The following is a 22284-nucleotide window of genomic DNA, read 5'->3' on the forward strand; positions in this document are numbered from 1 at the left end:
TGGGGCCGCCGAGCCATACTGGCCTGATTCCAGTGAATTGGCTGTTGTTAGGCCCATTCCGCCTTGCGAGCTTCAGCGATCAGCCGCTGCAGGCGCTCCAGCAGGGATTCATTGCTCATGCGGTTGTTGAGGCGCTCTGCCAGCAGGGGAAAGGCCAGGGGGCCGGGCCGGGGGGTGGCCTCCAGCTGCAGGCTGCAGCGTTGGAGGCGCTCGAGGGCGCCGGTAATTCGGGGGAGGTCCAGTTGGTCGCCCAGCACCTCAGATCGGGCCTGGGCCAGTAAGAGATTGGTGGGCTCGTGGCGGCTGAACACATCAAAGAGGAGGGCGGCGCTGATCTGCAATTGCCCTCCCGACTTGGCCTGGCCGGGATAGCCATTGCGCACCAATCCACTGATCTGGGCAATGGCCCGGAAGCGGCGGCGGCAGAGCTCTGAGAGGTTCACCGCCTGCTGGAGATCGTCCTCCAGGTTGGCGCCGTCGAGCAGGGCGTCGCTGTGTTGGGCGAACAAGTCTTCGAAGGGGTAGCCCTTGGGGGCCAACAGCTCAAAGCCGTAGTCGTTCACCGACACGGTGATCGTGCTGGGCTGCTGGCGGGCCAGACGCCAGGCCCAGAGGAAGCCCAGGCCCTCATGCACGAAGCGGCCCTCAAAGGGATAGGCGTAGAGGTGGCTGCCCTCCCGGCTGCGGCACACCTCCACTAGAAACTCGTCGTTGCGGGGGAGCCGCGAGAGCTGGGCCTGGCGCTGCAGCAGGGGCTCCAGGGCCTGCAGTTCCGGGCTGTCGAGGCGCGTCTCCCCCGCCAGGGCCCGGGCGCAGCGGTCGACCTCGGCCCGCAGGTGCTGGCTGAGCAGATCGGAGAGGGCCATCTGGCCGCCGGCCCAGGCGGGCACGGTGGAGCTCTTTTTGGTGGTGGCCTTCACCTGGGCGGTCATCTCCCGTAGCCGCACAAACTCCAGTTGCCGGCCGGCAAAGAAGAACACATCCCCGGCTTTGAGCCGGCCGATGAAGGCCTCCTCCACGTGGCCGAGCACGGCGCCGCGCACAAAGCGCACGGTGACGGCGCGGTCGGCGGTGATGGTGCCGATGTGGAGCCGGTGCAGCCGGGCGATGGTCTTGTCCTTCACCCGGTAGCGAAAGGACTTGCTGGTGCCGGGGCTGATGGGCTCGCGCTCGAGCTTGCGGTAGCGGGGATAGGCACCGAGGCAGTCGCCGCCGTGTTCGAGAAAGCGCAGGCACCACTGCCAGTCGGCGTCGCTGAGCTGGCGGTAGCTCCAGGCCGTGCGCACCGCCGCCAGGGCCTGGGCCGGTTCGAATCCAGGGCCGCAGGCCAGGCTGGTGAGGTGCTGCAGCAGCACGTCGATGGGAGCGACCGGCGGCCGGCGCTGCTCCACCAAGCCCCCGGCCAGGCCCCGCCGCAGGGCACTCAGCTCCAGCAGCTCCAGGGCGTGGGTGGGCATGAACAGCACCTGGGAGGTGCCGCCGGGGCTGTGGGCGCTGCGGCCGGCCCGCTGCAGCAGCCGCGCCACGTTCTTGGCCGAGCCGATCTGCACCACCCGCTCCACCGGTTGAAAATCCACGCCCAGATCGAGGGAGCTGGTGGCCACCACCCAGCGCAAGGCCCCGCTCTTGACCCCAGCCTCGATCGCCTCCCGCTCCGCCCGGTCGATGGCGCTGTGGTGGAGGGCCAGGGCTCCCTCCATTTCGGGGCAGGCGTAGCGCAGGCACTGGTGCCAGCGCTCGGCCTGGTTGCGGGTGTTGGTGAACAGCAGGGTGCTCACCCCCGGCTCCAGCGCCGCCACCAGCTCCTCGTACATGCGCAGGCCCAGGTGGCCGGCCCAGGGGAAGCCATCGATGCTTTCGGGCAGCAGGCTGCGGATCGCCGTGGGGCGTTGGATATCGGCGGTGATAAGACGTGGTTCGCGGCTGACGGCCTCCCCCATGCCGACGCCCACCGCTGCCCGGGCCGCTTCCTCCAGGTTGCCGATCGTGGCGCTGATTGCCCAGGTACGCAGATTTGGCCGCAGCGACCGCAGCCAGCTGAGGCAGAGCTCGGCCTGCACGCCGCGCTTGCTGCCCATCAGCTCATGCCATTCATCCAGCACCACCGCCTGCAGGCCCCCGAACAGGTCGGGGGCCTTGGGATTAGCCAGCAGCAGGCTGAGGGATTCCGGCGTGGTGATCAGGATTTGGGGTGGGGTGCGCAGTTGGCGGGTGCGCTCGCTGCTGGGGGTGTCGCCGTTGCGGATCGCGACGCGCAGCGGCCAGCCCATCGCATCGATCGGCGCCTGGATGGCCAGGGCCAAGTCGCGGCTGAGGGCCCGCAGGGGCGTGAGGTAGAGCAGGCGCAGGCCGCTAACGGTGGCTCGTTGTTGCGAGCGTGTGGCGTTCTGTACAAGCTGTACAGAATCCAAGACACTGGCCCGGTCACCCCACTGGCCAGCGTCCTGGTGCAGCATCTCGGCGATTGGGCCCATCACCGCCGCATAGGTTTTGCCGGAGCCGGTGGGCACCTGGATCAGGCCGCTCTCCCCCGCCAGGTAGGCCTGCCAACACGCGCGCTGGAAGGGAAGCGGCGTCCAGCCCTGCTCAGAAAACCAGGCTTCGATCGGCGCCAGCAGAGTCATGGCGCTGGGGGCAGTGGCAACAGGGTGAGCTCGGGCGCCGCCGCGGCGAAGGCCTCCAGGCGCCGGTGCAGTTCAGCCGCCAGGGCCAGGGTGTGGGGGTGGGGGCCAAACTCCCGCCGCACCACCAGGGACTCGCCGCTGGTGAGCGGCAGATCGAGAGGCAGCCGTACCAGGCTGCCGGCCACCCGCTCACTGAGCACGGTGGCGTAGCCGATGGTGAGGTCGGCCTCGGTCTGGCCTTCCCAGCGCTCCCGCCGATAGCGCCGCATCCGCACCGGGGCGTTCCACAATCCCAAGTGCTTCAGGCAGGCCTCCACCTTGGGATAGGTGCCCGGCGGGAGGGCCAGGCTGGGGAAGGCGGCCACGTCGTCCCAGCTGATGGGCCCCTGGTTCAGCAGGGGATGGTTGGGGCCCACCACCAGGTGCACCGGATAGCGGCACAACGGCAGGGCCACCAGCTCGGGGTCGTCGGGGTCGGGCCAGTCGGGCCCAGCGGCGATCCAGCCGTCGATCACCCGCTGGCGCAGCAGGGCCATCGGGAGCCCCACCCCCACGATGTCGCAGGTCCCGAGCAGCCAGCCCGCGGGCGCTGGCGTGGCCAGCAGGGGCCCGGACCAATAGGTGGCCTCCAAACGCAACGGGGCCAGGTCTTGCCAGCGGGCCAGCTGGTGCACCCGCCGTTCCAGCTGGAGCAGGGCAGCATCACCCTGCAGGCTCCACTCCTGGTCCTGTTTGACCAGCTCCAGGCCGAACAGCTCGAGGGCCTGATTGCATTTGCGGCTCACGGACGACTGGTTGAGGCCCAGGCGCTGACCGGCGGCCTGCCCGGAGCGGAGCCATAGGGACAGATCCAGGCTGGCCAGGCACTCCAGTGTCAGCACGGGCCACGCTCGAGCAGCGCCAGGGCGGTGGCCAGGGTGTCGGCCTCCTGGGCCGGCTTGTCGTGGCGCCAGCGGCGAATGCGGGGAAAGCGCACGGCCAGGCCGCTTTTGTGGCGGGGCGATTGTTGCAGGCCCTCGAAGGCCAGCTCAAACACCTGCAGGGGCTCCACGGCCCGCACCGGACCAAAGCGCTCGGTGGTGTGCTGGCGGATCCAGCGGTCCAGGGCCGTGATCTCGCCGTCGTCCAGGCCGGAGTAGGCCTTGGCGAAGGTCACCAACCGGCCGTCACCATCCCAGAGGCCGAAGCTGTAGTCGGTGAAGAGGTTGGCGCGCCGTCCACTGCCCGCCTGGGCGTAGAGCAGCACCGCATCCAGGGTGTAGGGGTCGCGCTTGTGCTTCCACCAGGCCCCCCGCCGCCGGCCCGCCCGGTAGGGGGAGTCGAGGTCCTTGAGCATCAGCCCTTCGGCCGCCGCCGCCGCGGCCTGTTGGCGCAGGGGCTCCAGCTGGTCCCAGGCCGTTAGGGGCAGGCGGGGGGAGAGGCGCAGGAGCCCGGCTGCGGGGGTGGGTGTCGCCTGCTGGAGCTCCGAGATCAGCGACTCCAGGGCGGCCCGGCGTTGGCGCAGGGGCCGCTGGCGCCAGTCGTCGCCCTGCCACTCGAGCAGGTCGTAGGCCACGAACGCGGCTGGACAGGCCGCCAACAGGGCCCGGCCCGGGGCCTTGCGCCCCAGGCGCCGTTGCAGCTGGCCAAAGGGGGCCGGGCGGTCACTCCCCTGGGGCCACACGAGCACCTCGCCGTCCAGCACGGTGCCCTCCGGCAGGCAGGCCGCTGCCGCGATCAACTCGGGAAAGGCGCCGTTGATCAGCTCCTCGCCCCGGCTCCAGAGGAACGCCTGGCCGGCGCGGCGGATCAGCTGGCCGCGGATGCCATCGAACTTCCACTCCGCCAGCCAGTCCTCGGCAGCGCCGGGCGGCAGATCTTCGAGTGGGGAGGCCAGGAAGAACGGATAGGGGCGGCTCGGCACCGCCTCGGTTTGGTTGGCGGGGGCCAGCAGGTGCCGGTAGGCCTGGGGGCTGGGGCTGAAGCCGCCCATCAGCCGGTGCTGCAGCAGGGCCGTCTCCAGGCCGCTGAGCTGGGCCAGGGCCCGCAGCACCAGTCCCGGTCCAACGCCCACCCGCAGGCCGCCGGTGAGCAACTTGTTGGCCACCAGCAACTCGTTGGCGCTGAGCCCCAGCCAGAGCTCTCGCACCGCCTCAGCCTGGGCCTCGCCCTCGAGGGCGGCGGCGGCGGGCAGCAGCTCCTCCAGCCAGCGGTGGAGTGGTTCGGCGGCCAACGTCTCCTGCCGTTCGCCGTTGCCGTGACCATCGCGCCCTCCTGGTGCTGCCGGTGCCTCCGGTTGGAGCTGGCGCCAGAGCAGGGCGATGGTTTCGGCGGAATCGCCCACCTGGGCGTAGCAGTCGTCAAACAGCCACTCCGGCAGTGACGAGTCGGCCAGGCAGATCTCGCGCAGGCGCCGTCCGGTGATCAGGCGTTTGCCCTGTTTGCCCAGCAGCACGTGCAGGGCCCAGGCCGCATCGGCGGCATCGGTGTCGTCGAAATAGGCCGCCAGGGCGCCCACCTTGGCCGTGGTGCCGCTGGAGGCATCCAGCGCGCTGTACAGCGCGGCAAAACGGCGCATCGCAGTCAGGGGCGCTTCACCACCACCACCCCGCGGCTGCGGCCGGAGCTGCTGTCGGTCGTGCGGATGGCCCGCCAGAGATCGGCCAGGGGCACCCACACCGAGGGATAGCGATAGCGGGCCACATCGAGGATCAGCACCCGATCCGTGGCGGCGTGGTACGCGGCCACCGGTGAGATGTGACCGCCACCGGCCTGCCCCAGGGCCTGACGGTCGTAGTTCACCAGCAGTCGATCCGAAGGATCACTGAGGTTGCTGCGCAACAGCAGGCGGAACTGGGCCTGGCTGAGCTGGTCGCCGTGGACGGCCCTGGCCTGGACCCCATGGCTGGCCAGTAGCGCCCGCAATTGGTCCAGGGTCATGCCCTGGCGGGCCACCACCTCGGGGCCGAGCACCGCCCGGGTGCTGGCGGATTCGAACACGTTCTGCTGGGTCCAGAAGCGGTAGTTGCCGTAACCTGCCGCCGCCGGGGCCGGCACCGCCAGGCTGTTGAGCACCATCACCATGCTGGCGACGCCGCAGTAGGCCAGGTTGGCCTGGGTGAGGAACTGCTCGGCGAGGGGGCCGTAGTCGGCGCGATCCACGCTCTGCAGCAACAGGGTCTGACCCTCACGCTCCGGCAGGGGAATGGTTTTGCCTGGCTGGGCCAGGGCGACGGGGCCCGGGGCCAGCAGGGTCACCCAAGCCAAGCCAAGGGCGCCGCAGAGATGGAGAGTTCGCCCCCTGGTGGTTGGTGTTTCGGGTTGGGGCAGCACGGTTGGCGATTGGGCGCTCGCCCCAGATCATGGTCCCCCTTGCCCCGCCAACGGCGCGGCGCTGAGGCCTTCCACCTCCCGCAGGTAGCGGGCCAGCCCATCGCTGTTGCCGTGGGTCACGTACACCTGGCGGGCGCCGCTCTGCTTCACGCTCCGGATCAGGCCAGGCCAGTCGGCATGGTCGCTGAGCACAAAGCCCCGTTCATACCCCCGGCGGCGGCGGGCACCGCGCACGGCCATCCAGCCGCTCACGAAGGCCGTCTGGGGCTGCTTGAAGCGCTTCATCCACACCGACCGGTGGGCCGAAGGGGGCGCGATCACCAGGCGGCCCGCCAGGGACTCCCCCTTGGCGAGCGCGCTCACCGCTCTGGTGGGCGGCAGCACCACGCCGGCTTCCCGGTAGGCGGGCATCAGCGCCTCCACGGCGCCGTGCAGCAACACCTCCTCGGCGACGCCGATGGCGGCCAATTCGGCCAGTAACCGCTGGGCCTTGCCAAAGGCGTAGGCAAACAGCAGCGAGGGCCGCTCCGGCGCCGCTTGCCACCAGCTCAGGATCTCGCCGGCCACCGTGGCGCCGCTCTGCCAGCGGTAGATCGGTAGGCCGAAGGTGGCCTCAGTGATGAACACATCTGCCGTTACGGGGGCAAAGGGGGTGCAGCTGGGGTCGGCGCAGCGCTTGTAGTCGCCGCTCACCAACCAGCTCTCGCCGCCAGCCTCCAGCCGGATCTGGGCGCTGCCGAGCACGTGGCCGGCGCTGTGGAACGACACCCGGGCGTCACCGATGCGGTGCAGCGCTCCGTAGTCGACGGGGATCAGGTTGATCGTGGCGCCGAGCCGTTGGCGCAGGATCGTCTCACTGGCGCCGATCGCCCAGTACTCGCCGCAGCCCGGCCGGGCGTGGTCGGCGTGGGCATGGGTGATCAGGGCGCGGGGTACCGGCTGCTGGGGATCGATCCAGGCGCCCGCCGCCGGGCAGTAAAGCCCCTGGGGGGTGAGCTCGAGCAGGCTGCCGGCGGGAAGGGCCATCGGCCGATTGTGGCGAGGGAGGCACGCCACCGTTGACGGCGGCGCGGGGCCCACCTAGGCCGGGGGGGCACGGCAGGCCCCACCCCATGGCTCTGGACACCTTTCGCGACGAGCTGGCGGCCACGGCGGCGGCCCTGGCCGCTCCGGGCACGGGCCTGCTGGCCGCCGATGAATCCACCGGCACGATCGGCAAGCGCTTCGACGCCATCGGACTCGAGAACAGCGAAGCCAACCGCCGTGCCTACCGCACCCTGCTGGCCACCACCGATGGTCTGGGCGCGTCGATCTCCGGCGTGATCCTCTACGAGGAAACCCTGTTTCAGACCAGCGGTGCCGAGGCGGGGGGCGCCCCGATCGTGGACCTGTTCCAGCACCAGGGCATCGTGCCCGGCATCAAGGTGGATCTGGGGGTGGAACCCCTGCCGGGGGGACTGGAGGGGGAGTCGTGGTGCACCGGCCTGCGCGGCCTGGCCGAACGGGCTGCCCGCTACTACGCCCAGGGGGCCCGATTCGCCAAGTGGCGCGCCGTGTTGCGCATCTCCGCCGCAGGCTGCCCTTCGGAGCTGGCGGTGCGGGAGAACGCCTGGGGCCTGGCCCGCTACGCCCGCACCGTGCAGGAGCAGGGCCTGGTGCCGATCGTGGAGCCCGAGATCCTGATGGATGGTGACCATGACATCGCCACCACCGCCGCCGTGCAGGAGTGGGTGCTGCGCAGCGTCTACGAGGCGCTGGCGGTGCACGGGGTGTTTCTGGAAGGCAGTTTGCTCAAGCCCTCCATGACCACCGCTGGGGCCGACTGCCCGGAGCGTCCTTCGCCCGAGCAGGTGGGCGACTTCACCCTGCGCACCCTGAGCCGCACCGTGCCGGCGGCGGTGCCGGCCATCCTGTTTCTCAGTGGCGGCCTGAGTGAAGAAGACGCCAGCCTCTGCCTCAACGCCATCAATGCCGCCGCCGCCGACACGGGAGCGCCCTGGCACCTGGGGTTCTCCTTTGGCCGGGCCCTCCAACACAGCTGCCTCCAGCACTGGGGTGGCCAGGATCGGCCCGCCGGCCAGGCGGCCCTGCTGGCCCGGGCCCGGGCCAATGGCGCCGCCAGCCGCGGTCGCTATGTGGCGGGGTCCGAGCCCTCGGATGACGCCACCCTGTTTGTGGCCAACTACAGCTACTGACGGGATTCAGGGGATCAGGACCAGCGCAGCCGGCCGTAGACCTGGCGCTGGAACCCGCTGGGTCCGTTGCTGTATTTCACCAGCTCCTGGGCTTCCACCCGGTAAAAGATGCGGCACTGATAGGTGTAGGCCGTGGGCGGATCCCCCGGTTCGGGCCCGGCGCCCATCACCGTGCAGGGCCGGGCTTCGGTGATCCTGAGGTCGAGCTGGCGGTCCACCTGGCAGACCCCCTGCTCCAGCAGGATGCGGGTGGCGGTGGTCTGTTCGTTGGGCACCAGCCAGCGGGCCGTACGGCCGCTCCCCTCGGCGAACTGGGCGGCTTCCCAGAGGTCGAAGCAGTGGGGTGTGCCGGGTGGTTCCTCCTGGGCCTGAACCCCCGCGAGCGGCGGGGCCGCCAGGCCCAGGGCGGCGAGCAGGGTGATGCAGCGATGGCGACGCAGGCGGCTCAGCGGCTCATCTCCAGCATTTTCTGGATGGGAGCGAGGGCCCTCAGCCGGATGGTCTCGTCGAGTTCGATGGCCGGGGCCATCGTGTCGAGACAACGCCACACCTTCTCCAGGGTGTTGAGCCGCATGTAGGGACAGGCGTTGCAGCTGCAGCCATCCGAGCCAGGCACCGCATAGAAAGCTTTGTGGGGCACCGCCTTGCCCATCTGGTGCAGGATCCCCGGCTCGGTGAGCACGATGAAGCTTTCGGCCGGGCTGGCTTCGGCCCGGTGGAGGAGCTTGCTGGTGGAGCCGATGAAATCGGCCAGATCGAGCAGATGTTGCTGGCATTCCGGGTGGGCCAGCACCTCGGCGTCGGGGTGCTCCAGCTTGAGCTGCAGGAGGGCCTGCTCACTGAAGGTTTCGTGCACGATGCAGCTGCCGGGCCAGAGGGTGAGGGCGCGCCCGCTCTGGCGCTGCACCCAGCGGCCCAGGTTTTGATCGGGGGCGAACAGGATCGGCCGATCGGCGGGCAGTTGGTTCACCAGATCCACCGCATTGCTGCTGGTGCAGATCAGGTCGCTGAGGGCCTTCACCGCCGCCGAGCAATTGATGTAACTCACGGCGATGTGGTCGGGGTGCTCGGCGCGGAAGGCGGCGAAGGCCTCGGCGGGGCAGGCGTCAGCCAGGGAGCAGCCCGCCTCCAGATCGGGCAGTAACACCGTTTTCTGTGGGCTGAGGATCTTGGCGGTCTCCGCCATGAAGTGCACGCCGCAGAACACGATCACCTCGGCATCGGTGGCGGCGGCCTGGCGGGAGAGCTCGAGGGAATCGCCGATGAAGTCGGCGACGTCCTGGATCTCAGGCTCCTGGTAGTAGTGCGCCAGGATCACGGCCTTGCGCTGGTGCTTCAGCGCCGCAATAGCCCCGGGCAAATCGGCGGCTGGTGGGTTCTGGATGGCGGCGAAAACCAACCGGGGGCCTCAGCTGATGCAGGATGGCATGAGCCTAAGCATCAGAGATGGTGGTAACCAGCGGAGGGAAAACGCTCCGCATTGCCATCGCCGGAGACCTTCACGGGGCTTGGGACCACAGCGATCACGCGCTGCTGCAAACCGTGGCGCCCGATGCCCTGCTGGTGGTGGGGGACCTCAGCGATGGCCAGCAGCGCATCCCGGCCCTGCTGCGCCAGCTGCCCTTGCCCGTGGCCTGCATTCTCGGCAACCACGACGCGGGTAAGGATGCCTCGGGCCGCACCCTGCAGCGCCAGATCGACCTGCTGGGGGAGGTGCATTGCGGCTGGAAGTTGCGCGCCTTGAGCCCACCGGGGCTGGCGGTGGTGGGGGGACGGCCCGGAACCGCCGGCGGGGGCTTTCACCTCTCCCGAGCCGTGCAGGCGGCCTTCGGCCCGGTGACCCTGCAGGAATCGGCAGATCGCATTACGGCCGCCGCTGCTGCCGCCCCCGACGACTGGCCCCTGGTGCTGCTGGGCCACAGCGGTCCCTCCGGGCTCGGCAGTGACGCCGCCTCTCCCTGTGGCCGCGACTGGAAGCCCCCGGCCTGCGATTGGGGTGACCTCGACCTGGCCCTGGCCATTCAGCAGATCCGCCGCCGTCGCCCCGTACCGCTGGTGGTGTTCGGCCACATGCACCACGCCCTCAAACGGGGCCAGGGCCATCGTCAGAGCTTCTGCCGGGATCGGGCCGGCACGGGCTATCTCAATACGGCCTGCGTGCCCCGCCATGGCACCGACGGCGCCGGTCAGGCCCTGCGCCATCTGAGCTGGGTGGAGTTGGTGGGTCAGGAGCTGCGCAGTGCCAGCCATCGCTGGTATGGCCTCGGCGGGGAGCTGCTCTACGAAGAGCGGCTCTGGACGGCCCCCACCCCCTCGCCAGAGCTCGCGCCGTGCTGATCTACGCGTGTGTGAGTGCCCATGGCTTCGGCCATGGCTCCCGCACCGCCGCCGTGCTCACCGCCCTGCATGGGCTGCATCCCGATTGGCGCCTGGTGGTGTCCACGGCCCTGCCGGTCAGTTTTCTGCGCACGGCCCTGGGTCCGGTGCCCTTCGAACACTGCTCCTGCCGCTGGGATGTGGGGGTGGTGCAGGCCGATGCCCTCGGGGCCGACGCCGCGGCCACCCTGGAGGCCTTGACGGCCCTGGAGACCCAGCTGCCGCAGCAGTGGGAGCGGGAGCAGGCCTGGCTGGAGGCCCAGGGCCAGCCGCTGTTGGTGCTGGGGGATGTGCCACCGGCCGCCGCCGAGCTGGCCCGGCGTGTGGGGGCCCCGTTGGTCTGGCTGGCCAGCTTCGGCTGGGAGGCCATTTACGACCCGATGGGCCCAGCCTTCGCTGGCTGGGCTGGTCGCGCCCTGGCGGCCTACCGCGAGGGCGATCTGCTCCTGCACTGCCCGTTGGCGATGCCCATGGCCTGGGGAATCCCCGAGGTGGCGATCGGCCTCACCGTTGGTCAGCCCCGGCTCGATCCCGCCGATTTGGCCGAGCAGATGGGCCTGCCGCCCGAACGGCACCGCTGCGTGCTGATCAGTTTTGGCGGTCTGGGCCTCGGGCTGGCCCCGGAACTCCTGCAGCGCTGGCCCGAGCACGTGTTCATCACAGCGGATCCCCAGCTGGCTGCAGCTCCCAATGCCCGCCTGTTGCCTGCCGGGGTGCGCCCCCTGGAGGTGATGGGGCTCTGCGACCGTCTGCTCACCAAGCCCGGCTACAGCTCCTTCTGCGAGGCCCTGGTGGCCGGGGTGGGGGTGCATCTGGTGCACCGGGAGGGCTTTGCCGAGGCCCCCGTGCTGGAGGCGGCCCTGGTGCGCCATGGCTGGCACCGACTGCTCAGCCAGGAGCAAGCCCTCCAGGGGGACTGGCAACTCGATCAGCCCCTTTTGGCGCCCCTGGGCCCGGCTCTCGAGGCCGATGGCAGCACCCAGGCCGCCCTGGCCATCGACGCTTTGCTTGGCTCCCAGGCCGGCCTGGGACCATTGACTGATCGGAATTCGTGATCATTGCGCCCTAAGAGGTGCATTTTATGGCGCAGATTGGGCGCAGCACAGTGATCTGAACCATTAACGGTGATTGTTGATACTGGTGGACACCTGTGTGATTGGCACTATCACCATCGTGTTTCGGTGAATTGATAGGCAAATTGGCGCGATCGAATCTTTTCTTCCTTTTTCCAGATTCGGCCGCCTGCAGGCGGTCTGCCGTTTGATCCGCTCCGGTATGACCCCGCCCCGCATCCGTTTCCGATCCGGTTTGGCCCTCTCCTTGGGCGTTGCCGCTCTGGCTTGGCAGGCTCCGTCCGCCCAGGCCCAAGCCCTCGAGCTGGTGGGCTCGGGCGGCCATCCCCACACGGCGATGGCCCTGCCCCTGCCGCCGCCCCCCCCGCGGATCTTCGCCATCACCCCCGAGCGCCGGGCCCTGCTCAACACGATCCGCTACGCCGAGGGCACCTGGGCGGGCGGCGATGACATCGGTTACCGCATCATGTTTGGCGGTGGCCTGATGCCCTCCCTGGAGCGCCACCCCGACCGGGTGGTTCGCACGGCGCGCTATGCCAGCGCCGCCGCCGGGGCCTACCAGTTCATGCCCTTCACCTGGAATCTGGTAACGCGCTCCCTGGGGATTGCCGAGTTTGGCCCCCAGGTGCAAGACCAGGGCGCCATCTTCCTGATTCAGCGACGCGGGGCCCTCGCCCTGGCCGATCAGGGCAGCTTCACGCGCCAGCTCGCGGCCAAGCTCGCTCCCGAGTGGGCCAGCTTTCCCACCCTGGCGGGCCACAGCTACTACGGCCAGCCGGTGAAGCGCTTCCACGATCTCAAGCGCTTCTACGACGACAACCTGGCCCGCCTGCGCGGCCAGCTTCCGGTGGCCGCCGCTGAACCGGCGAAACCGGCCTGCACCCCGGCCACCTCCCTGCGCTGTCAGCTCGAGAACCTGGAGCGGCTGGGGCCGAAATCCCGCACCAGTTCCCTCTAGGGCGAGAGAGGCTTGCCCTCAGCCCGTGCCGTCCTGGTCCCGGAGTCGCGCTTTCCCCACGGTGGCTCCGGCCACCAGGTAGGCGGCCAGGGCTGCTCCCAGGAAGGCCAGGCTGTTGCGGACCACCGGCAGCAGGTCACTGGTGCGGGTCAGAACCGGCCCGAGACCCAGGGCCCCGAACAGGATCAGCCACAGGGGTGAGAGCAGCAGCACCCAGGCCCACTCCACCTTGCGCCCCTCCTTGCGGGGATAGGCGGCAAAGCCCACCACCAGCCCCCCCAGCACGGAGGTGGAGAGGGTGAGCAGCCACTGCTCCTGGGGCAGCCCGGGAACCACCTGGCAGCCGCCGATCACCAGGCAGCCCTTGGCGGCATGGAGGGCGTCGAGGATGGCCGCATCCTCCCCGTTGTCGCGCACGTAGTACTGGTTGCCGTAGCGGGTTTGCAGCTCCACCCAGTAGGTGCGCGGCATCAGGGCAAACAGGGCCTCACCCACGTTGAAGTTGAGCAGGTTGCCGCCCCGCTCATCGGCGATCAGCAGCAGCGAGCGCTCATCCAGGTTCCAGAAGTCCTTCACCGCCAGGCCGGGGGTGCGGTCGTACTGGGTGAGCACCCGCAGCTTCCAGCCGCTGGTGTGCTCAAACTCCTCCAGCTCGGCCTCCAGCGCTTGCCGCTGGCTGTCGGTGAGGGCCTTGGCCAGGTCGATCACCGGCGTGGGGTGGTCGGGCAGCAGGTCGGGGTTGTCGTAGGCCAGGGCAGGGGCCGCGCCTCCACCCAGCCAGCAGCCCAACACCAGGACCATGGCCGCCATGGCCATCACGGCCTTTTGCACGCGACCCATTCACCTGCCTCAGGGAAGATGCATTCTCCCTGAACAGCCATCCGAGCGTGAATCCGTGCCCCCGTGGCCCCGTGCCCGCCTGGCTGCTGCAGCGCCTTGAAGCCGCCGGCGGCACCGTGCCGTTCCGCACCTACATGGAGTGGGTGCTGCACGACCCCGACCAAGGCGCCTACGGGGCTGGCCGGCTGCGCATTGGCCCGGCGGGGGATTTCGCCACCGCTCCGTCCCTCGGACCCGAGTTCGCCGCCCTGCTGGCCCCCCAGATCGCCGACTGGCTGGCGCAGCTGGCGGGGGTTCCCCTGGCCCTGGTGGAGACGGGGCCGGGCGAGGGCCACCTGGCCCTGCAGCTGGCCCAGGCCCTGGCGGCCGGTTGGCCCGATCTTGCGGCCTGCACGGAGCTGGTGCTGGTGGAGCCCAACGCCGGCATGGCCGAGCGTCAGCAGGCGACCCTGCAGGGGTGTCCGATGCCCTGCCGCTGGGCCAGCTTCGCCGAGCTGGCGGCGGCGCCCGCGCGGGGCGTGGTGCTGGCCCATGAGGTGCTCGATGCCCTGGCGGTGGAGCGGATCGAATGGGACGGGGCGCTCTGGCGCCAGCAGGTGGTGGCGCTGCACGGGGATCCGGCCGCCGGGCCCTCGCTGCGGCTGGAACCCGGCGCGCCCCTAGAGCCTGGAGCGGCCGCCCAACTCGAAGCCCTGGGCCTCCTGCCCCCCACGCCCCAGCGCCCGCCCGGCTGGTGCACCGAACTCCATCCCGGCCTGGCCCCCTGGCTGGCGGGTGCTGCTGCGGCCCTGGAGGCGGGCCCCTTGCTGGTGATCGACTACGCCCTGGAGGCCTGGCGCTACTACGCGCCCCAGCGCTCCGCCGGCACCCTGATGGCCTACCGGAGCCAGGAGGCCAGCAGCGATCCGTTGCAGGAGCCGGGCCGCTGGGACCTCACGGCCCACCTCTGCCTTGAAAGCCTGTTGGAGGCGGGCCGGGCCAGCGGCTGGCAGCTGCTGGGCCAGGCCCGCCAGGGGGAGGCCCTGCTGGCCCTGGGCCTGGCGGAGCGCCTGCATGGGTTGCAGCGGGGCAGCACCGCCGATCTCGGTGCCCTGCTGGCCCGGCGTGAGGCCCTGCTGCGCTTGGTGGACCCCCACGCCCTTGGCGACTTCCGCTGGGTGGCCTTGGCCCGGGGGATGGCGGAGGAGGCGCCCCGCTTCAGCCGGGAGCCCCAGCCGTCAGCCACTGGCTGAGGGGTTGGGGCTCCTGCTCCGGGCTGCTGGTGATTTCGATGATCCGGCCGATGCTGGCTGGGCTGGCCAGGGCCTCCAGGCACACCTGGGCCACCAGACGCCGCGGAATGCTGTCCCGTTCCTGCTGATCGGGCCCGCTGAACACCACGCCCTCACGGTCCGTGCGGCTGTCGTCTTCGCTGAGGCCCCCGGGGCGGATCACGGTCCAGTCGAGGCCGCTCTGCTCCAGCAAGCGCTCGCCCAGGCGCTTCCACACCAGGATCAGACCGAAGAGGTTGAGCGGGTGCTGCCAGCGACCGGCACAGAGGGAGCTGACCAGCACCACCCGCCGCAGCCCCACGGCCTGGCAGGCCCGGATCTGATCCCGCACGCCGAAGGCGTCCACCTTGAGGGGCCCCGCCAGATCCACCGACGGGCGAGCCCCGGTGGCGATCACCAGCGCGTCACAGCCGCTCAAGGCCCCGTGCAGGGCCTCGGTCTGCCCCAGCTCCAGCCGCAGCACCGCCAGCCGCCCCTGCCGTTCGGCCTCGGCCAGGGCAGCCGGCAGCACCGAGCCGGGTCGCACGATCGCCCGCACCTCAAGGCCCTGCCGCAGGGCCCCATCCACCACCCGCCAACCCGTCTTGCCGGAGGCACCGGTCACGGCCACCACGGTCATGGTTCCCATCCACTCGCTGTCGCCCATGCTGGCCCGCAGCCGCTAGAACCGCGGCCTGCACCTTGTCTGGAGTTGCCATGACCACCGAAGCCCGTTGGAACGGCACAACGATCGCCAGCAGCGACGCCATCGTGACCGTGGAGGGCAACGCCTACTTCCCGCCGGAGGCCCTGGTGGAGGGTTGCTTCCGCCCCTCCAGCCACCGCACGGTGTGCGGCTGGAAAGGGGAAGCCCACTACTACGACGTGGTGGTGGACGGCCAGGTGAATGCCAATGCCGCCTGGTTCTATCCAGAGCCCAAAGAGGCCGCCGCCGAGATCAAGGGGCGGGTGGCCTTCTGGAAAGGGGTGCAGGTGTCGAGCGCCGCCTGAGGGGCGCCCCGTGAGCACCATCCGCGCCCGGGATCTGGCCAAGACCTACCGCATCAGTGAGAAGCAGCCCGGCCTGGCCGGCACCCTGCGCCACCTGGTGAACCGCCGCCATCGCGACGTGGTGGCGGTGGACCGGATCAGCTTCTCCATCGAGGCGGGCGAGATCGTGGGGTTCCTGGGGCCCAACGGGGCCGGCAAGACCACCACCCTCAAGATGCTCACGGGCCTGATCCATCCCAGCGCCGGCGAGCTGGAGGTGGCGGGTCACCAGCCCTGGCGGCGTCAGGCGGCGTTCCTGCGCCAGATCACCCTGGTGATGGGCAACCGCCAGCAGCTGATCTGGGACCTGCCGGCCCTCGATTCCCTGCGGGTCAATGCCGCCGTCTACGGCATCGACGAGCGCGAAGCCCAGCGGCGGATCGGCGAGCTGGCCGAGATGCTGGAGCTGGGCCCGGAGCTGCAGCGTCCCCTGCGCAAGCTCTCGCTGGGCCAGCGCATGAAGGCCGAGCTGCTGGCCGCCCTGCTGCACCGGCCGGCGGTTCTGTTTCTCGATGAGCCCACCCTGGGGCTGGATGTGAATGCCCAGGCGCGGGTGCGCGATTTCCTGGCCGACTACAACCGCCGCACCGGCGCCACCGTGCTGCTCACCAGCCACGACATGGGCGACATCACCGCCCTGTGCCCGCGGGTGATGCTGATCCACCAGGGGCAGCTCTTCCACGACGGCTCCCTGGCCCAGCTCACCCAGCGGCTGGCCCCCTGCCGCCAGGTGCGGCTGGAGCTGGCCCACCTCCATCCCCCGGAGGCCTTTGCCGGCTACGGCGCGATCGAATCCCACCAGGGTCACCAGGTGCGCCTGCTGGTGCCCCGCGCCCTGCTCACTGAACGGGTGGCGGCCCTGCTGGAGCAGTTCGCTGTGGTGGATCTGGAGGTGAGTGACCCGCCGATCGAGGAGCTGATCGGGGGCCTGTTTCGGCAGGGGGGCCTATGAGCGCAGCGTCAGCGCCCCGTGGCGCAGCGTTGGGAGTCCATGGTCGCCTGAGAGAGCAGGGTGACCTGGGGAGCGCCTCCCGCCTCGGGGTAGCGCAGCAGCCAGAGGCTGTCGAAATCAGCGTCGTCGATGCGCCCCATCCCCTCCCAGCCCAGGCCCCGCGCCAGTTCCGGCAGATGGCGATGCTCCCAGGCGATCACCAGCAGGGCACCACCGTTGGCAGGATCAGCCAGCAGCTGACGCCCATCGGCTTCGGAGCCAGACTCCGCATCGCTGTACACCCGGATGGTGGCTCCGGTGGCCACGGCCAGCGGCACCAGGGTCTGGTAGCTGCGGGCGTTCTTGCCGGTTACCGGATCGAACCGGTAACTGGCCAGGCGCAGCCGCCTGCCTCGTACAAAGCAGGCAGGAATGATCTCCGCCAGGTGCTGCGCCTGCAGCCAGCCCCTGGCGGAGAGATTGGTGTTGAGCGTCATGCCGTTGGCCCGCTCAGCGGGTTTGTGGCCATGGCGCAGCAGCAGCACCTCCGCCGGCCGGGCCTGGGCCGCTCCGAGCTGCAGCAACGAAACCAGCAGACCCGCCAGAGCGCAGTTGTCAAGGCGGATGCGGCGGCGGGAGTCGCCCTGGCGAAACAATGCAGCCATCGACCGGCAGCGAACCTCTGTGATTGTCTCCACGGGGAAACCCCTTTGTCAGGTCGGTGCATCGGTCGCCTGCAGCCGGAGGACGCCGGAGCACGGACTGCTGTCGCCACGATGACGGTATGAGCAGTCGACGTCGGGGAGCACGCATCGCCTGGGCCCTGCTGGGCAGCCAGTACGCGCTGATGCTCGAATACCGGGCCGAGATCGCCCTGTGGGCCCTGTCTGGGGTGCTGCCCCTGATCATGCTGGGCGTGTGGAGTGGCTCGGGCGCCGGCGCGGCGGCCGGTCTGACGCCCCAGCAGCTCAGCCACTACTTCCTGGCGGCCTTTGTGGTGCGCCAGTTCACGGTGGTGTGGCTGATCCACGTGTTTGAGGAGGACGCCCTCCAGGGCCGGCTGTCGCCCCTCCTGCTCCAGCCCCTCTCGCCCCTGTGGCGCTACCTGGCGGCCCACTTCAGTGAGCAGGCCACCCGGGTGCCCTTCGTGCTGCTGATGCTGGTGGTGGTGGGGCTGGCGGCACCGGGGGTGCTGTGGTGGCCCTCGCCGGGAGCCCTGCTGCTCGGAGCTCTGGCGATCCTGGCGGCCTTCCTGCTGCGCTTTCTGCTGCAGGTGATCGTCACCACCCTGTGCTTCTGGAGTGAGCGGGCGGCGGCCCTCGACCGCCTGCTCTTGATCCCCTACCTCTTCCTCTCCGGTCTGGTGGCCCCCCTGGACACCTTCCCGCCCGCGGTGCGGCGGCTGGCCCTGGCCACTCCCTTCCCCTGGATGGTGGATTTTCCGGCCCGGCTGCTGGCCGGTGAACCCGTGAATGCGGCCCTGGGATTTGGGGCCATCGCGGCCTGGTGCCTGCTGTTGTGGCCGATCGCGCACCTGCTGTGGCGGGCCGGCCTGCGCCGCTACTCGGCGATGGGGGCCTGACCCATGCGCCTGCCCCTGATCCGCGACATCCGCCGCTATGCCCGCAGCCTGCGCTGGTTCTGGGGCACCTCCCTTGCGGCCGAGCTGGAGTACCCGCTCAACGCGGCCATCGAGCTGGTGTCGGTGCTGGGCAATCTGGCCGGCAGCCTGTTCGTGCTGCGGTTGCTGTTTGCCGGTGGGCTGAGCCTGGGGGGCTGGAGCTGGAGTGGGGCCCTGGTGGTGCTCGGGCTCTACACCCTGCTGGATGGCTTCACCACCTGCCTGCTGCAGCCCAACCTCAGCCGCATCGTCAACCACGTCCAAACCGGCACCCTCGACTACGTGCTGCTCAAGCCGATCGACAGCCAGTTCTGGCTCTCGGCCCGCACCGTGTCGCCTTGGGGACTGCCGGCGATGGCGGCGGGCCTGGGGCTGATCGGCTGGGCCCTGGCCCAGGCCGGCCCGGGGGCTGGCCCAGGCCTGCTCGCGCCGGGGGCCGTGCTGCTGCCCCTGGCGCTGCTGCTCGCCGCCCTGGTGATTCTCTACAGCCTCTGGTTTGTGCTGGCGGCCCTGAGCATCTGGTTTGTGAAGGTGTGGAATGCCACCGAGGTGTTGCGCTACACCCTGGTGGCTGGGCGCTATCCCATCAGTGCCTACCCGCCGGCACTGCGTCTGCTGTTCACCTTCGTGTTACCGGTGGCGTTCCTCACCACCGTGCCGGCCGAGGCCCTGCTGGGGCGGGGGTCTGCCCTGTGGGCCGTCGGGTCGCTACTGGTGGCAGTGCTGTGCCTGGCGGGCAGCCGCCTGCTGTGGCGCTTTGCCCAGCGGTTTTACACCTCGGCGTCCAGCTGAGCCGCGCCATCATCCAGCCATCCTTCCTGCCCACCGGCGGTCCGTCCATGGTTGCTTCCCCCTCCGCCGATGCCGCGAGCCTGCAGCGCTGGCAGGAGCACTGGCAGCAGCGCTGGTATCCGGTGGCCTACCTCCAGGACCTCGACCGCCTCAGGCCCACACCCTTCACCCTGCTGGGTGAGGACCTGGTGCTCTGGTGGGATGCCGCGGCCTGTCAGTGGCGCGCCTTTGCCGATGTCTGCCCCCACCGGCTCGTGCCCCTCAGCGAAGGCCGGCTGAACGATCGGGGCGAGCTGGAGTGCCCTTACCACGGCTGGAGTTTCAACGGCGAGGGTCGCTGCACGGCCATTCCCCAGGCGGAGCCGGAGGAGGCCGCCACCGCCTGCGCCAGCTTCCGCAGCGCCTGCCGCGCCTATCCCACGGCCACCGGCCAGGGGCTGCTGTTCGTGTTCGCCGCCGGGGCGGAGCCAGCTGGGGAGAGGCCCCTGCCCCTGGTGCCCGTGCTCGATGAGCCCGGCTGGCTGGTGCAGGACACCTTCCGCGACCTGCCGATGGATGCCCTCACCCTGCTGGAAAACGTGCTCGACGTGAGCCACGTGCCCTTCACCCACCACCGCACCGTGGGCCGTCGCGAGAACGCCGCACCGGTGGCGGCCTCGCTCACCGGGTCTGGGCCGGAGGGGTTCACCCTCGCCTGGCCTGAGGGACCGCGGCGGGGAAAGCTCGGCAGCCAGTTCACCACCTTCGTGGCCCCCGGTCTGATGTGGCATGACCTCACGGCCGAGGGCTTTGCCCGCTTCCTCACCGTGGTGTACGCCACGCCGATCCGCCCCGGGGAATGCCGCCTGTTCGCCCGCTTCCCCTTCCAGTTCCGCTCCGCCCTGCCGCGGCTGCTGCTGCGGGCTAGGCCCCAATGGTTGCAGCATCTCGGCAACCACATCGTGCTCGAGGACGACCAGGTGTTCCTGCATGGGCAGGAGCGGGTCCTGGCCGCCCGCGGGGGCAGCGGGGCCTTTCCCCAGGCCTGCTTCCTGCCCACCAGCGCCGATGTCTACGTGCAAGCGCTGCATGCCTGGGTCACCGGCGTGGCCGGGGGTCCGTTCCCCACCGGCTCCCTGCCGCCGCGGCTGGGATTGGCTCCGCTGATGGATCGCTACGAGAGCCACACCCGCCATTGCCGGGCCTGCTCCGGGGCCCTGCGCGGTGTGCGGCGCTGGCGGCCCTGGCTGTTGGCGGCCCTGGGGCTGGAATTGGTGCTGGCGGCCTGGGCCCCCGGGGTCGCGGCCCGCACGGCCCTGGTGCTCCTGCTGGGCCTCACGGCCCTGGTGCTGCGCCAGCTCAGCCGCTGGGAGCGCCAGTTGCTGCGAGGCGAGGGCCATCCGCCCCGCAATGCCCGGTCCTAGCCCCGTTGCTGTAGGGGTTCCTGACGGCAGTGCAGCAGCCAGGCGCGCTGCAGGTCCACCCGGGTGATCCGGTAGCCCAGCCGCCTGCCGGCCAGCACCAGCTCCTGTTGGGAGCGGCAGTGCCGCAGGGCCCGCCTCAGGCTGCCTTCGCCTTCCGCGTCGTCCACCAACCGTTCCAGTTCGCTCCAGCTCATGGCCTCGCCATCCGGGTCTCTCACCATGGCCAGCGGTCGGGGTTGGTGCAAGGTTCGGGCGGGCACGAACCGCCGAAGGATCAGGGCTGCTGATCGTCGGGCCCGAAGCATGGGCAAGTGGCGCTGGCGGCCCTAGCAGGGAGGGGGAACAGGGGCGGGCGGATGGTGGATCAACCCGGGGATCAACCCCTCGATTCAGGGGCGGATCAGCCAGCGCCGATCACGCCCCACGCCACGCCGGTGCTCGATGGCCAGGGCCAACTCACCTATGTCGGCGACGATGGCCGCCGCTATGTGGTGGGCCTGCCGCCGGAGGCCGATGAGCAGAGCGTCGAGCGGGTGATGGCCACCCTCCAGGCTGGTGGAGACCTGTTTCAGCAGATTGAGGGGCTCTGCCACCGCTGGATCGCGGCCGTGAGCGGGCCGGATCTCGATGCCCGTGCCGCCCTGGTGCTGCTGATCACCACCCTGGAAACGGCCCTCGAGGACACCTACGGCGAGAGCTGACGGATCGAGGCCTCGGTGACATCGCTGCGGATCTCCACGGCGCCGATCGCGGTGGGCAACACAAACCTCACCCGCCCCTGCTTCACTTTTTTGTCGCCCTGCAGGCAGGTCAGCACGGCCTCGGGGTCGAGGCGCGGCCAGTCCAGCGGCAGGCCGGCAGCGGCGATCACCGCCCGCTGGCGGCTTTGATCCGTGGCGCTCCAGAGCCCCATGGCCTGGGCGATCTCGCCGGCCGCCACCATTCCCATCGCCACGGCCTCGCCGTGCAACCAGGTGCCGTAGCCGCAGAGGGTTTCCACCACGTGGCCGAGGGTGTGGCCGTAGTTGAGGATCGCCCGCAGGCCCCCTTCGTGTTCATCGGCCGCCACCACGGCCGCCTTGGCGGCGGCGGAGCGCTCCAGCAGGGTTTGCAGCAGGGCTGGCCCCACCGCGCCCATGCTGGAGAGATCCCCGGCGGCCTCCAGGGCCTCGAACAGGTCCCGATCCCTGATCACGCCGTACTTGATCACTTCGGCCATGCCCGCCCGGAACTCCCTCTCCGGCAGGGTGGCCAGGGCGGTCGGATCGACTAGCACCAGCCGCGGCTGGTGGAAGGCGCCGATCAGGTTCTTGCCGCCGGGATGGTTGACGCCGGTTTTGCCGCCGATGGCCGCATCCACCATGGCCAGCAGGGTGGTGGGCACCTGCACCACGGCGATGCCCCGCAGCCAGGTGGCTGCCGCGAATCCGGCCATGTCGCCCACCACGCCGCCGCCGAGGGCCACGATCAGCGACCCCCGCTCGAGTTTGCGGGCGAAGGCGGCGTCGTGGATCAGGGCCACGGTGGCCGGGGTCTTTTGGTCTTCGCCCGCCTCGATCACCAGGGTGCTGGCCTCGAAGCCGGCGGCCTGCAGGCTGGCCAAGGCGTCCGCGCCGTAATGGGCTTCCACCACGGGATTGGTGACGATCAGCACCTTGGTGCCCGACGGGAAGCCGCGCTGGCGGATCTGCTCACCCAGCCCGCCCAGGGCTCCGGCGCCGATCACCACCGGATAGGGATTGGCCTGCAGGGCCACCGTGATGGAGCACAGCGGGCGGGCGGCTGGGGTCGCAGTCATCGGCAGCTGTGGGTTTGTCCGAGGCTAAAGGTGCCCCCCGGCTTGGGCTGGAGGCCGGAGC

At 70.3% G+C, this 22284-nt stretch carries 23 protein-coding genes; 11 read left to right on the plus strand and 12 right to left on the minus strand.

The window, feature by feature from the left end; translation table 11 throughout:
* Positions 1 to 47 precede the first annotated feature (47 nt).
* The 5 genes from H6G16_RS06025 to H6G16_RS06045 form a co-directional block, all read right to left on the minus strand.
* Entirely contained in the window at positions 48 to 2624 is a 2577-nt protein-coding gene (locus H6G16_RS06025) for a ligase-associated DNA damage response DEXH box helicase (RefSeq protein WP_190389401.1), read from the minus strand.
* Positions 2621 to 3505, minus strand: a complete 885-nt coding sequence (locus tag H6G16_RS06030; protein ID WP_190389402.1) for a LysR substrate-binding domain-containing protein — start codon at positions 3503 to 3505, stop codon at positions 2621 to 2623. The genes H6G16_RS06025 and H6G16_RS06030 overlap by 4 nt, the downstream gene beginning before the upstream one ends.
* Complete coding sequence (locus H6G16_RS06035; RefSeq protein WP_190389403.1) at positions 3499 to 5181, minus strand: ATP-dependent DNA ligase; 1683 nt, start codon at positions 5179 to 5181, stop codon at positions 3499 to 3501. The genes H6G16_RS06030 and H6G16_RS06035 overlap by 7 nt, the downstream gene beginning before the upstream one ends.
* A 5-nt stretch (positions 5182 to 5186) precedes the next feature.
* The gene (locus H6G16_RS06040) at positions 5187 to 5861 is read right to left on the minus strand and encodes a phytochelatin synthase family protein (protein ID WP_347238810.1); all 675 of its coding nucleotides are present in this window, start codon (positions 5859 to 5861) and stop codon (positions 5187 to 5189) included.
* 102 nt (positions 5862 to 5963) lie between these two features.
* Positions 5964 to 6962, minus strand: a complete 999-nt coding sequence (locus tag H6G16_RS06045; protein ID WP_190389405.1) for a ligase-associated DNA damage response exonuclease — start codon at positions 6960 to 6962, stop codon at positions 5964 to 5966.
* Positions 6963 to 7048: 86 nt separating this feature from the next.
* Between H6G16_RS06045 and H6G16_RS06050 the strand changes: the two genes are divergently transcribed.
* Positions 7049 to 8131 carry a class I fructose-bisphosphate aldolase gene (locus H6G16_RS06050; RefSeq protein WP_190389406.1) on the plus strand — a complete coding sequence of 361 codons (1083 nt, stop codon included), beginning with the start codon at positions 7049 to 7051 and terminating at the stop codon, positions 8129 to 8131.
* A 14-nt stretch (positions 8132 to 8145) separates the two neighbouring features.
* Here the strand turns inward: H6G16_RS06050 and H6G16_RS06055 are convergent, their stop codons facing one another.
* Both H6G16_RS06055 and nadA read right to left on the minus strand, forming a co-directional pair.
* Positions 8146 to 8673 carry a hypothetical protein gene (locus tag H6G16_RS06055; RefSeq protein WP_190389407.1) on the minus strand — a complete coding sequence of 176 codons (528 nt, stop codon included), beginning with the start codon at positions 8671 to 8673 and terminating at the stop codon, positions 8146 to 8148.
* On the minus strand, positions 8577 to 9491 hold the full coding sequence (gene nadA / locus H6G16_RS06060) for a quinolinate synthase NadA (protein WP_242036265.1): 915 nt from the start codon (positions 9489 to 9491) through the stop codon (positions 8577 to 8579). The genes H6G16_RS06055 and nadA overlap by 97 nt, the downstream gene beginning before the upstream one ends.
* 86 nt (positions 9492 to 9577) lie before the next feature.
* Here nadA and H6G16_RS06065 point away from each other — a divergent pair, with 86 nt between their 5' ends.
* The 3 genes from H6G16_RS06065 to H6G16_RS06075 all read left to right on the plus strand — a co-directional run bounded on the left by H6G16_RS06065 (position 9578) and on the right by H6G16_RS06075 (position 12538).
* Complete coding sequence (locus H6G16_RS06065; RefSeq protein WP_190389409.1) at positions 9578 to 10468, plus strand: TIGR04168 family protein; 891 nt, start codon at positions 9578 to 9580, stop codon at positions 10466 to 10468.
* Complete coding sequence (locus tag H6G16_RS06070; protein WP_190389410.1) at positions 10462 to 11562, plus strand: hypothetical protein; 1101 nt, start codon at positions 10462 to 10464, stop codon at positions 11560 to 11562. Before H6G16_RS06065 ends, H6G16_RS06070 begins: the two co-directional genes overlap by 7 nt.
* A gap of 220 nt (positions 11563 to 11782) precedes the next feature.
* Positions 11783 to 12538 carry a glycoside hydrolase family 104 protein gene (locus H6G16_RS06075; RefSeq protein WP_242036228.1) on the plus strand — a complete coding sequence of 252 codons (756 nt, stop codon included), beginning with the start codon at positions 11783 to 11785 and terminating at the stop codon, positions 12536 to 12538.
* 18 nt (positions 12539 to 12556) lie between these two features.
* Here the strand turns inward: H6G16_RS06075 and H6G16_RS06080 are convergent, their stop codons facing one another.
* Positions 12557 to 13378, minus strand: a complete 822-nt coding sequence (locus tag H6G16_RS06080; protein ID WP_190389411.1) for a TPM domain-containing protein — start codon at positions 13376 to 13378, stop codon at positions 12557 to 12559.
* A gap of 71 nt (positions 13379 to 13449) precedes the next feature.
* Between H6G16_RS06080 and H6G16_RS06085 the strand changes: the two genes are divergently transcribed.
* Positions 13450 to 14610, plus strand: coding sequence for an SAM-dependent methyltransferase (locus H6G16_RS06085; RefSeq protein ID WP_347238811.1), 1161 nt, complete (start codon positions 13450 to 13452; stop codon positions 14608 to 14610).
* On the opposite strand, the gene H6G16_RS06090 is transcribed toward H6G16_RS06085, so the two are convergent.
* Positions 14576 to 15268, minus strand: a complete 693-nt coding sequence (locus H6G16_RS06090) for an SDR family oxidoreductase (protein WP_190389741.1) — start codon at positions 15266 to 15268, stop codon at positions 14576 to 14578. The genes H6G16_RS06085 and H6G16_RS06090 overlap by 35 nt on opposite strands.
* A gap of 77 nt (positions 15269 to 15345) precedes the next feature.
* Here H6G16_RS06090 and H6G16_RS06095 point away from each other — a divergent pair, with 77 nt between their 5' ends.
* Together H6G16_RS06095 and H6G16_RS06100 are read left to right on the plus strand one after the other, a co-directional pair.
* On the plus strand, positions 15346 to 15639 hold the full coding sequence (locus tag H6G16_RS06095) for a DUF427 domain-containing protein (protein ID WP_190389412.1): 294 nt from the start codon (positions 15346 to 15348) through the stop codon (positions 15637 to 15639).
* Positions 15640 to 15649: 10 nt separating this feature from the next.
* A complete protein-coding gene (locus H6G16_RS06100; protein WP_347238812.1) occupies positions 15650 to 16630 on the plus strand; it encodes an ATP-binding cassette domain-containing protein in 981 nt (326 codons plus the stop codon).
* Between the two features lie 8 nt (positions 16631 to 16638).
* On the opposite strand, the gene H6G16_RS06105 is transcribed toward H6G16_RS06100, so the two are convergent.
* Positions 16639 to 17274, minus strand: coding sequence for a hypothetical protein (locus tag H6G16_RS06105; RefSeq protein WP_190389414.1), 636 nt, complete (start codon positions 17272 to 17274; stop codon positions 16639 to 16641).
* A 119-nt stretch (positions 17275 to 17393) separates the two neighbouring features.
* Here H6G16_RS06105 and H6G16_RS06110 point away from each other — a divergent pair, with 119 nt between their 5' ends.
* From H6G16_RS06110 to H6G16_RS06120, 3 genes are read left to right on the plus strand one after another with little or no spacing between them, the layout of a single operon-like run.
* Positions 17394 to 18191 carry an ABC-2 family transporter protein gene (locus tag H6G16_RS06110; RefSeq protein WP_242036229.1) on the plus strand — a complete coding sequence of 266 codons (798 nt, stop codon included), beginning with the start codon at positions 17394 to 17396 and terminating at the stop codon, positions 18189 to 18191.
* Between the two features lie 27 nt (positions 18192 to 18218).
* Entirely contained in the window at positions 18219 to 19022 is an 804-nt protein-coding gene (locus H6G16_RS06115) for an ABC-2 family transporter protein (protein ID WP_190389744.1), read from the plus strand.
* A gap of 47 nt (positions 19023 to 19069) precedes the next feature.
* A complete protein-coding gene (locus tag H6G16_RS06120) occupies positions 19070 to 20425 on the plus strand; it encodes a Rieske 2Fe-2S domain-containing protein (RefSeq protein ID WP_190389415.1) in 1356 nt (451 codons plus the stop codon).
* Here H6G16_RS06120 and H6G16_RS06125 read toward each other — a convergent pair.
* Complete coding sequence (locus H6G16_RS06125; protein ID WP_347238813.1) at positions 20422 to 20685, minus strand: Nif11-like leader peptide family natural product precursor; 264 nt, start codon at positions 20683 to 20685, stop codon at positions 20422 to 20424. The two genes, H6G16_RS06120 and H6G16_RS06125, sit on opposite strands and share 4 nt — an antisense overlap.
* 96 nt (positions 20686 to 20781) lie before the next feature.
* Between H6G16_RS06125 and H6G16_RS06130 the strand changes: the two genes are divergently transcribed.
* A complete protein-coding gene (locus H6G16_RS06130) occupies positions 20782 to 21126 on the plus strand; it encodes a hypothetical protein (RefSeq protein WP_190389416.1) in 345 nt (114 codons plus the stop codon).
* On the opposite strand, the gene aroB is transcribed toward H6G16_RS06130, so the two are convergent.
* Positions 21111 to 22223, minus strand: coding sequence for a 3-dehydroquinate synthase (gene aroB, locus H6G16_RS06135; protein ID WP_190389417.1), 1113 nt, complete (start codon positions 22221 to 22223; stop codon positions 21111 to 21113). The two genes, H6G16_RS06130 and aroB, sit on opposite strands and share 16 nt — an antisense overlap.
* Positions 22224 to 22284: the final 61 nt, after the last annotated feature.

The sequence above is a fragment of the Cyanobium sp. FACHB-13342 genome (assembly GCF_014697415.1).
Taxonomy (GTDB): domain Bacteria; phylum Cyanobacteriota; class Cyanobacteriia; order PCC-6307; family Cyanobiaceae; genus Cyanobium_A.

Excerpts from the sequence above, each read along its gene's own strand:
- H6G16_RS06050 (WP_190389406.1), top strand. The coding sequence starts at position 7,049 with ATGGCTCTGGACACCTTTCGCGACGAGCTGGCGGCCACGGCGGCGGCC.
- H6G16_RS06120 (WP_190389415.1), top strand. The coding sequence starts at position 19,070 with ATGGTTGCTTCCCCCTCCGCCGATGCCGCGAGCCTGCAGCGCTGGCAG.
- H6G16_RS06035 (WP_190389403.1), bottom strand. The coding sequence starts at position 5,181 with ATGCGCCGTTTTGCCGCGCTGTACAGCGCGCTGGATGCCTCCAGCGGC.
- H6G16_RS06065 (WP_190389409.1), top strand. The coding sequence starts at position 9,578 with ATGGTGGTAACCAGCGGAGGGAAAACGCTCCGCATTGCCATCGCCGGA.
- H6G16_RS06090 (WP_190389741.1), bottom strand. The coding sequence starts at position 15,268 with ATGACCGTGGTGGCCGTGACCGGTGCCTCCGGCAAGACGGGTTGGCGG.
- H6G16_RS06110 (WP_242036229.1), top strand. The coding sequence starts at position 17,394 with ATGAGCAGTCGACGTCGGGGAGCACGCATCGCCTGGGCCCTGCTGGGC.
- H6G16_RS06105 (WP_190389414.1), bottom strand. The coding sequence starts at position 17,274 with ATGGCTGCATTGTTTCGCCAGGGCGACTCCCGCCGCCGCATCCGCCTT.
- H6G16_RS06075 (WP_242036228.1), top strand. The coding sequence starts at position 11,783 with ATGACCCCGCCCCGCATCCGTTTCCGATCCGGTTTGGCCCTCTCCTTG.
- H6G16_RS06095 (WP_190389412.1), top strand. The coding sequence starts at position 15,346 with ATGACCACCGAAGCCCGTTGGAACGGCACAACGATCGCCAGCAGCGAC.
- H6G16_RS06045 (WP_190389405.1), bottom strand. The coding sequence starts at position 6,962 with ATGGCCCTTCCCGCCGGCAGCCTGCTCGAGCTCACCCCCCAGGGGCTT.
- H6G16_RS06080 (WP_190389411.1), bottom strand. The coding sequence starts at position 13,378 with ATGGGTCGCGTGCAAAAGGCCGTGATGGCCATGGCGGCCATGGTCCTG.
- aroB (WP_190389417.1), bottom strand. The coding sequence starts at position 22,223 with ATGACTGCGACCCCAGCCGCCCGCCCGCTGTGCTCCATCACGGTGGCC.
- H6G16_RS06025 (WP_190389401.1), bottom strand. The coding sequence starts at position 2,624 with ATGACTCTGCTGGCGCCGATCGAAGCCTGGTTTTCTGAGCAGGGCTGG.
- H6G16_RS06130 (WP_190389416.1), top strand. The coding sequence starts at position 20,782 with ATGGTGGATCAACCCGGGGATCAACCCCTCGATTCAGGGGCGGATCAG.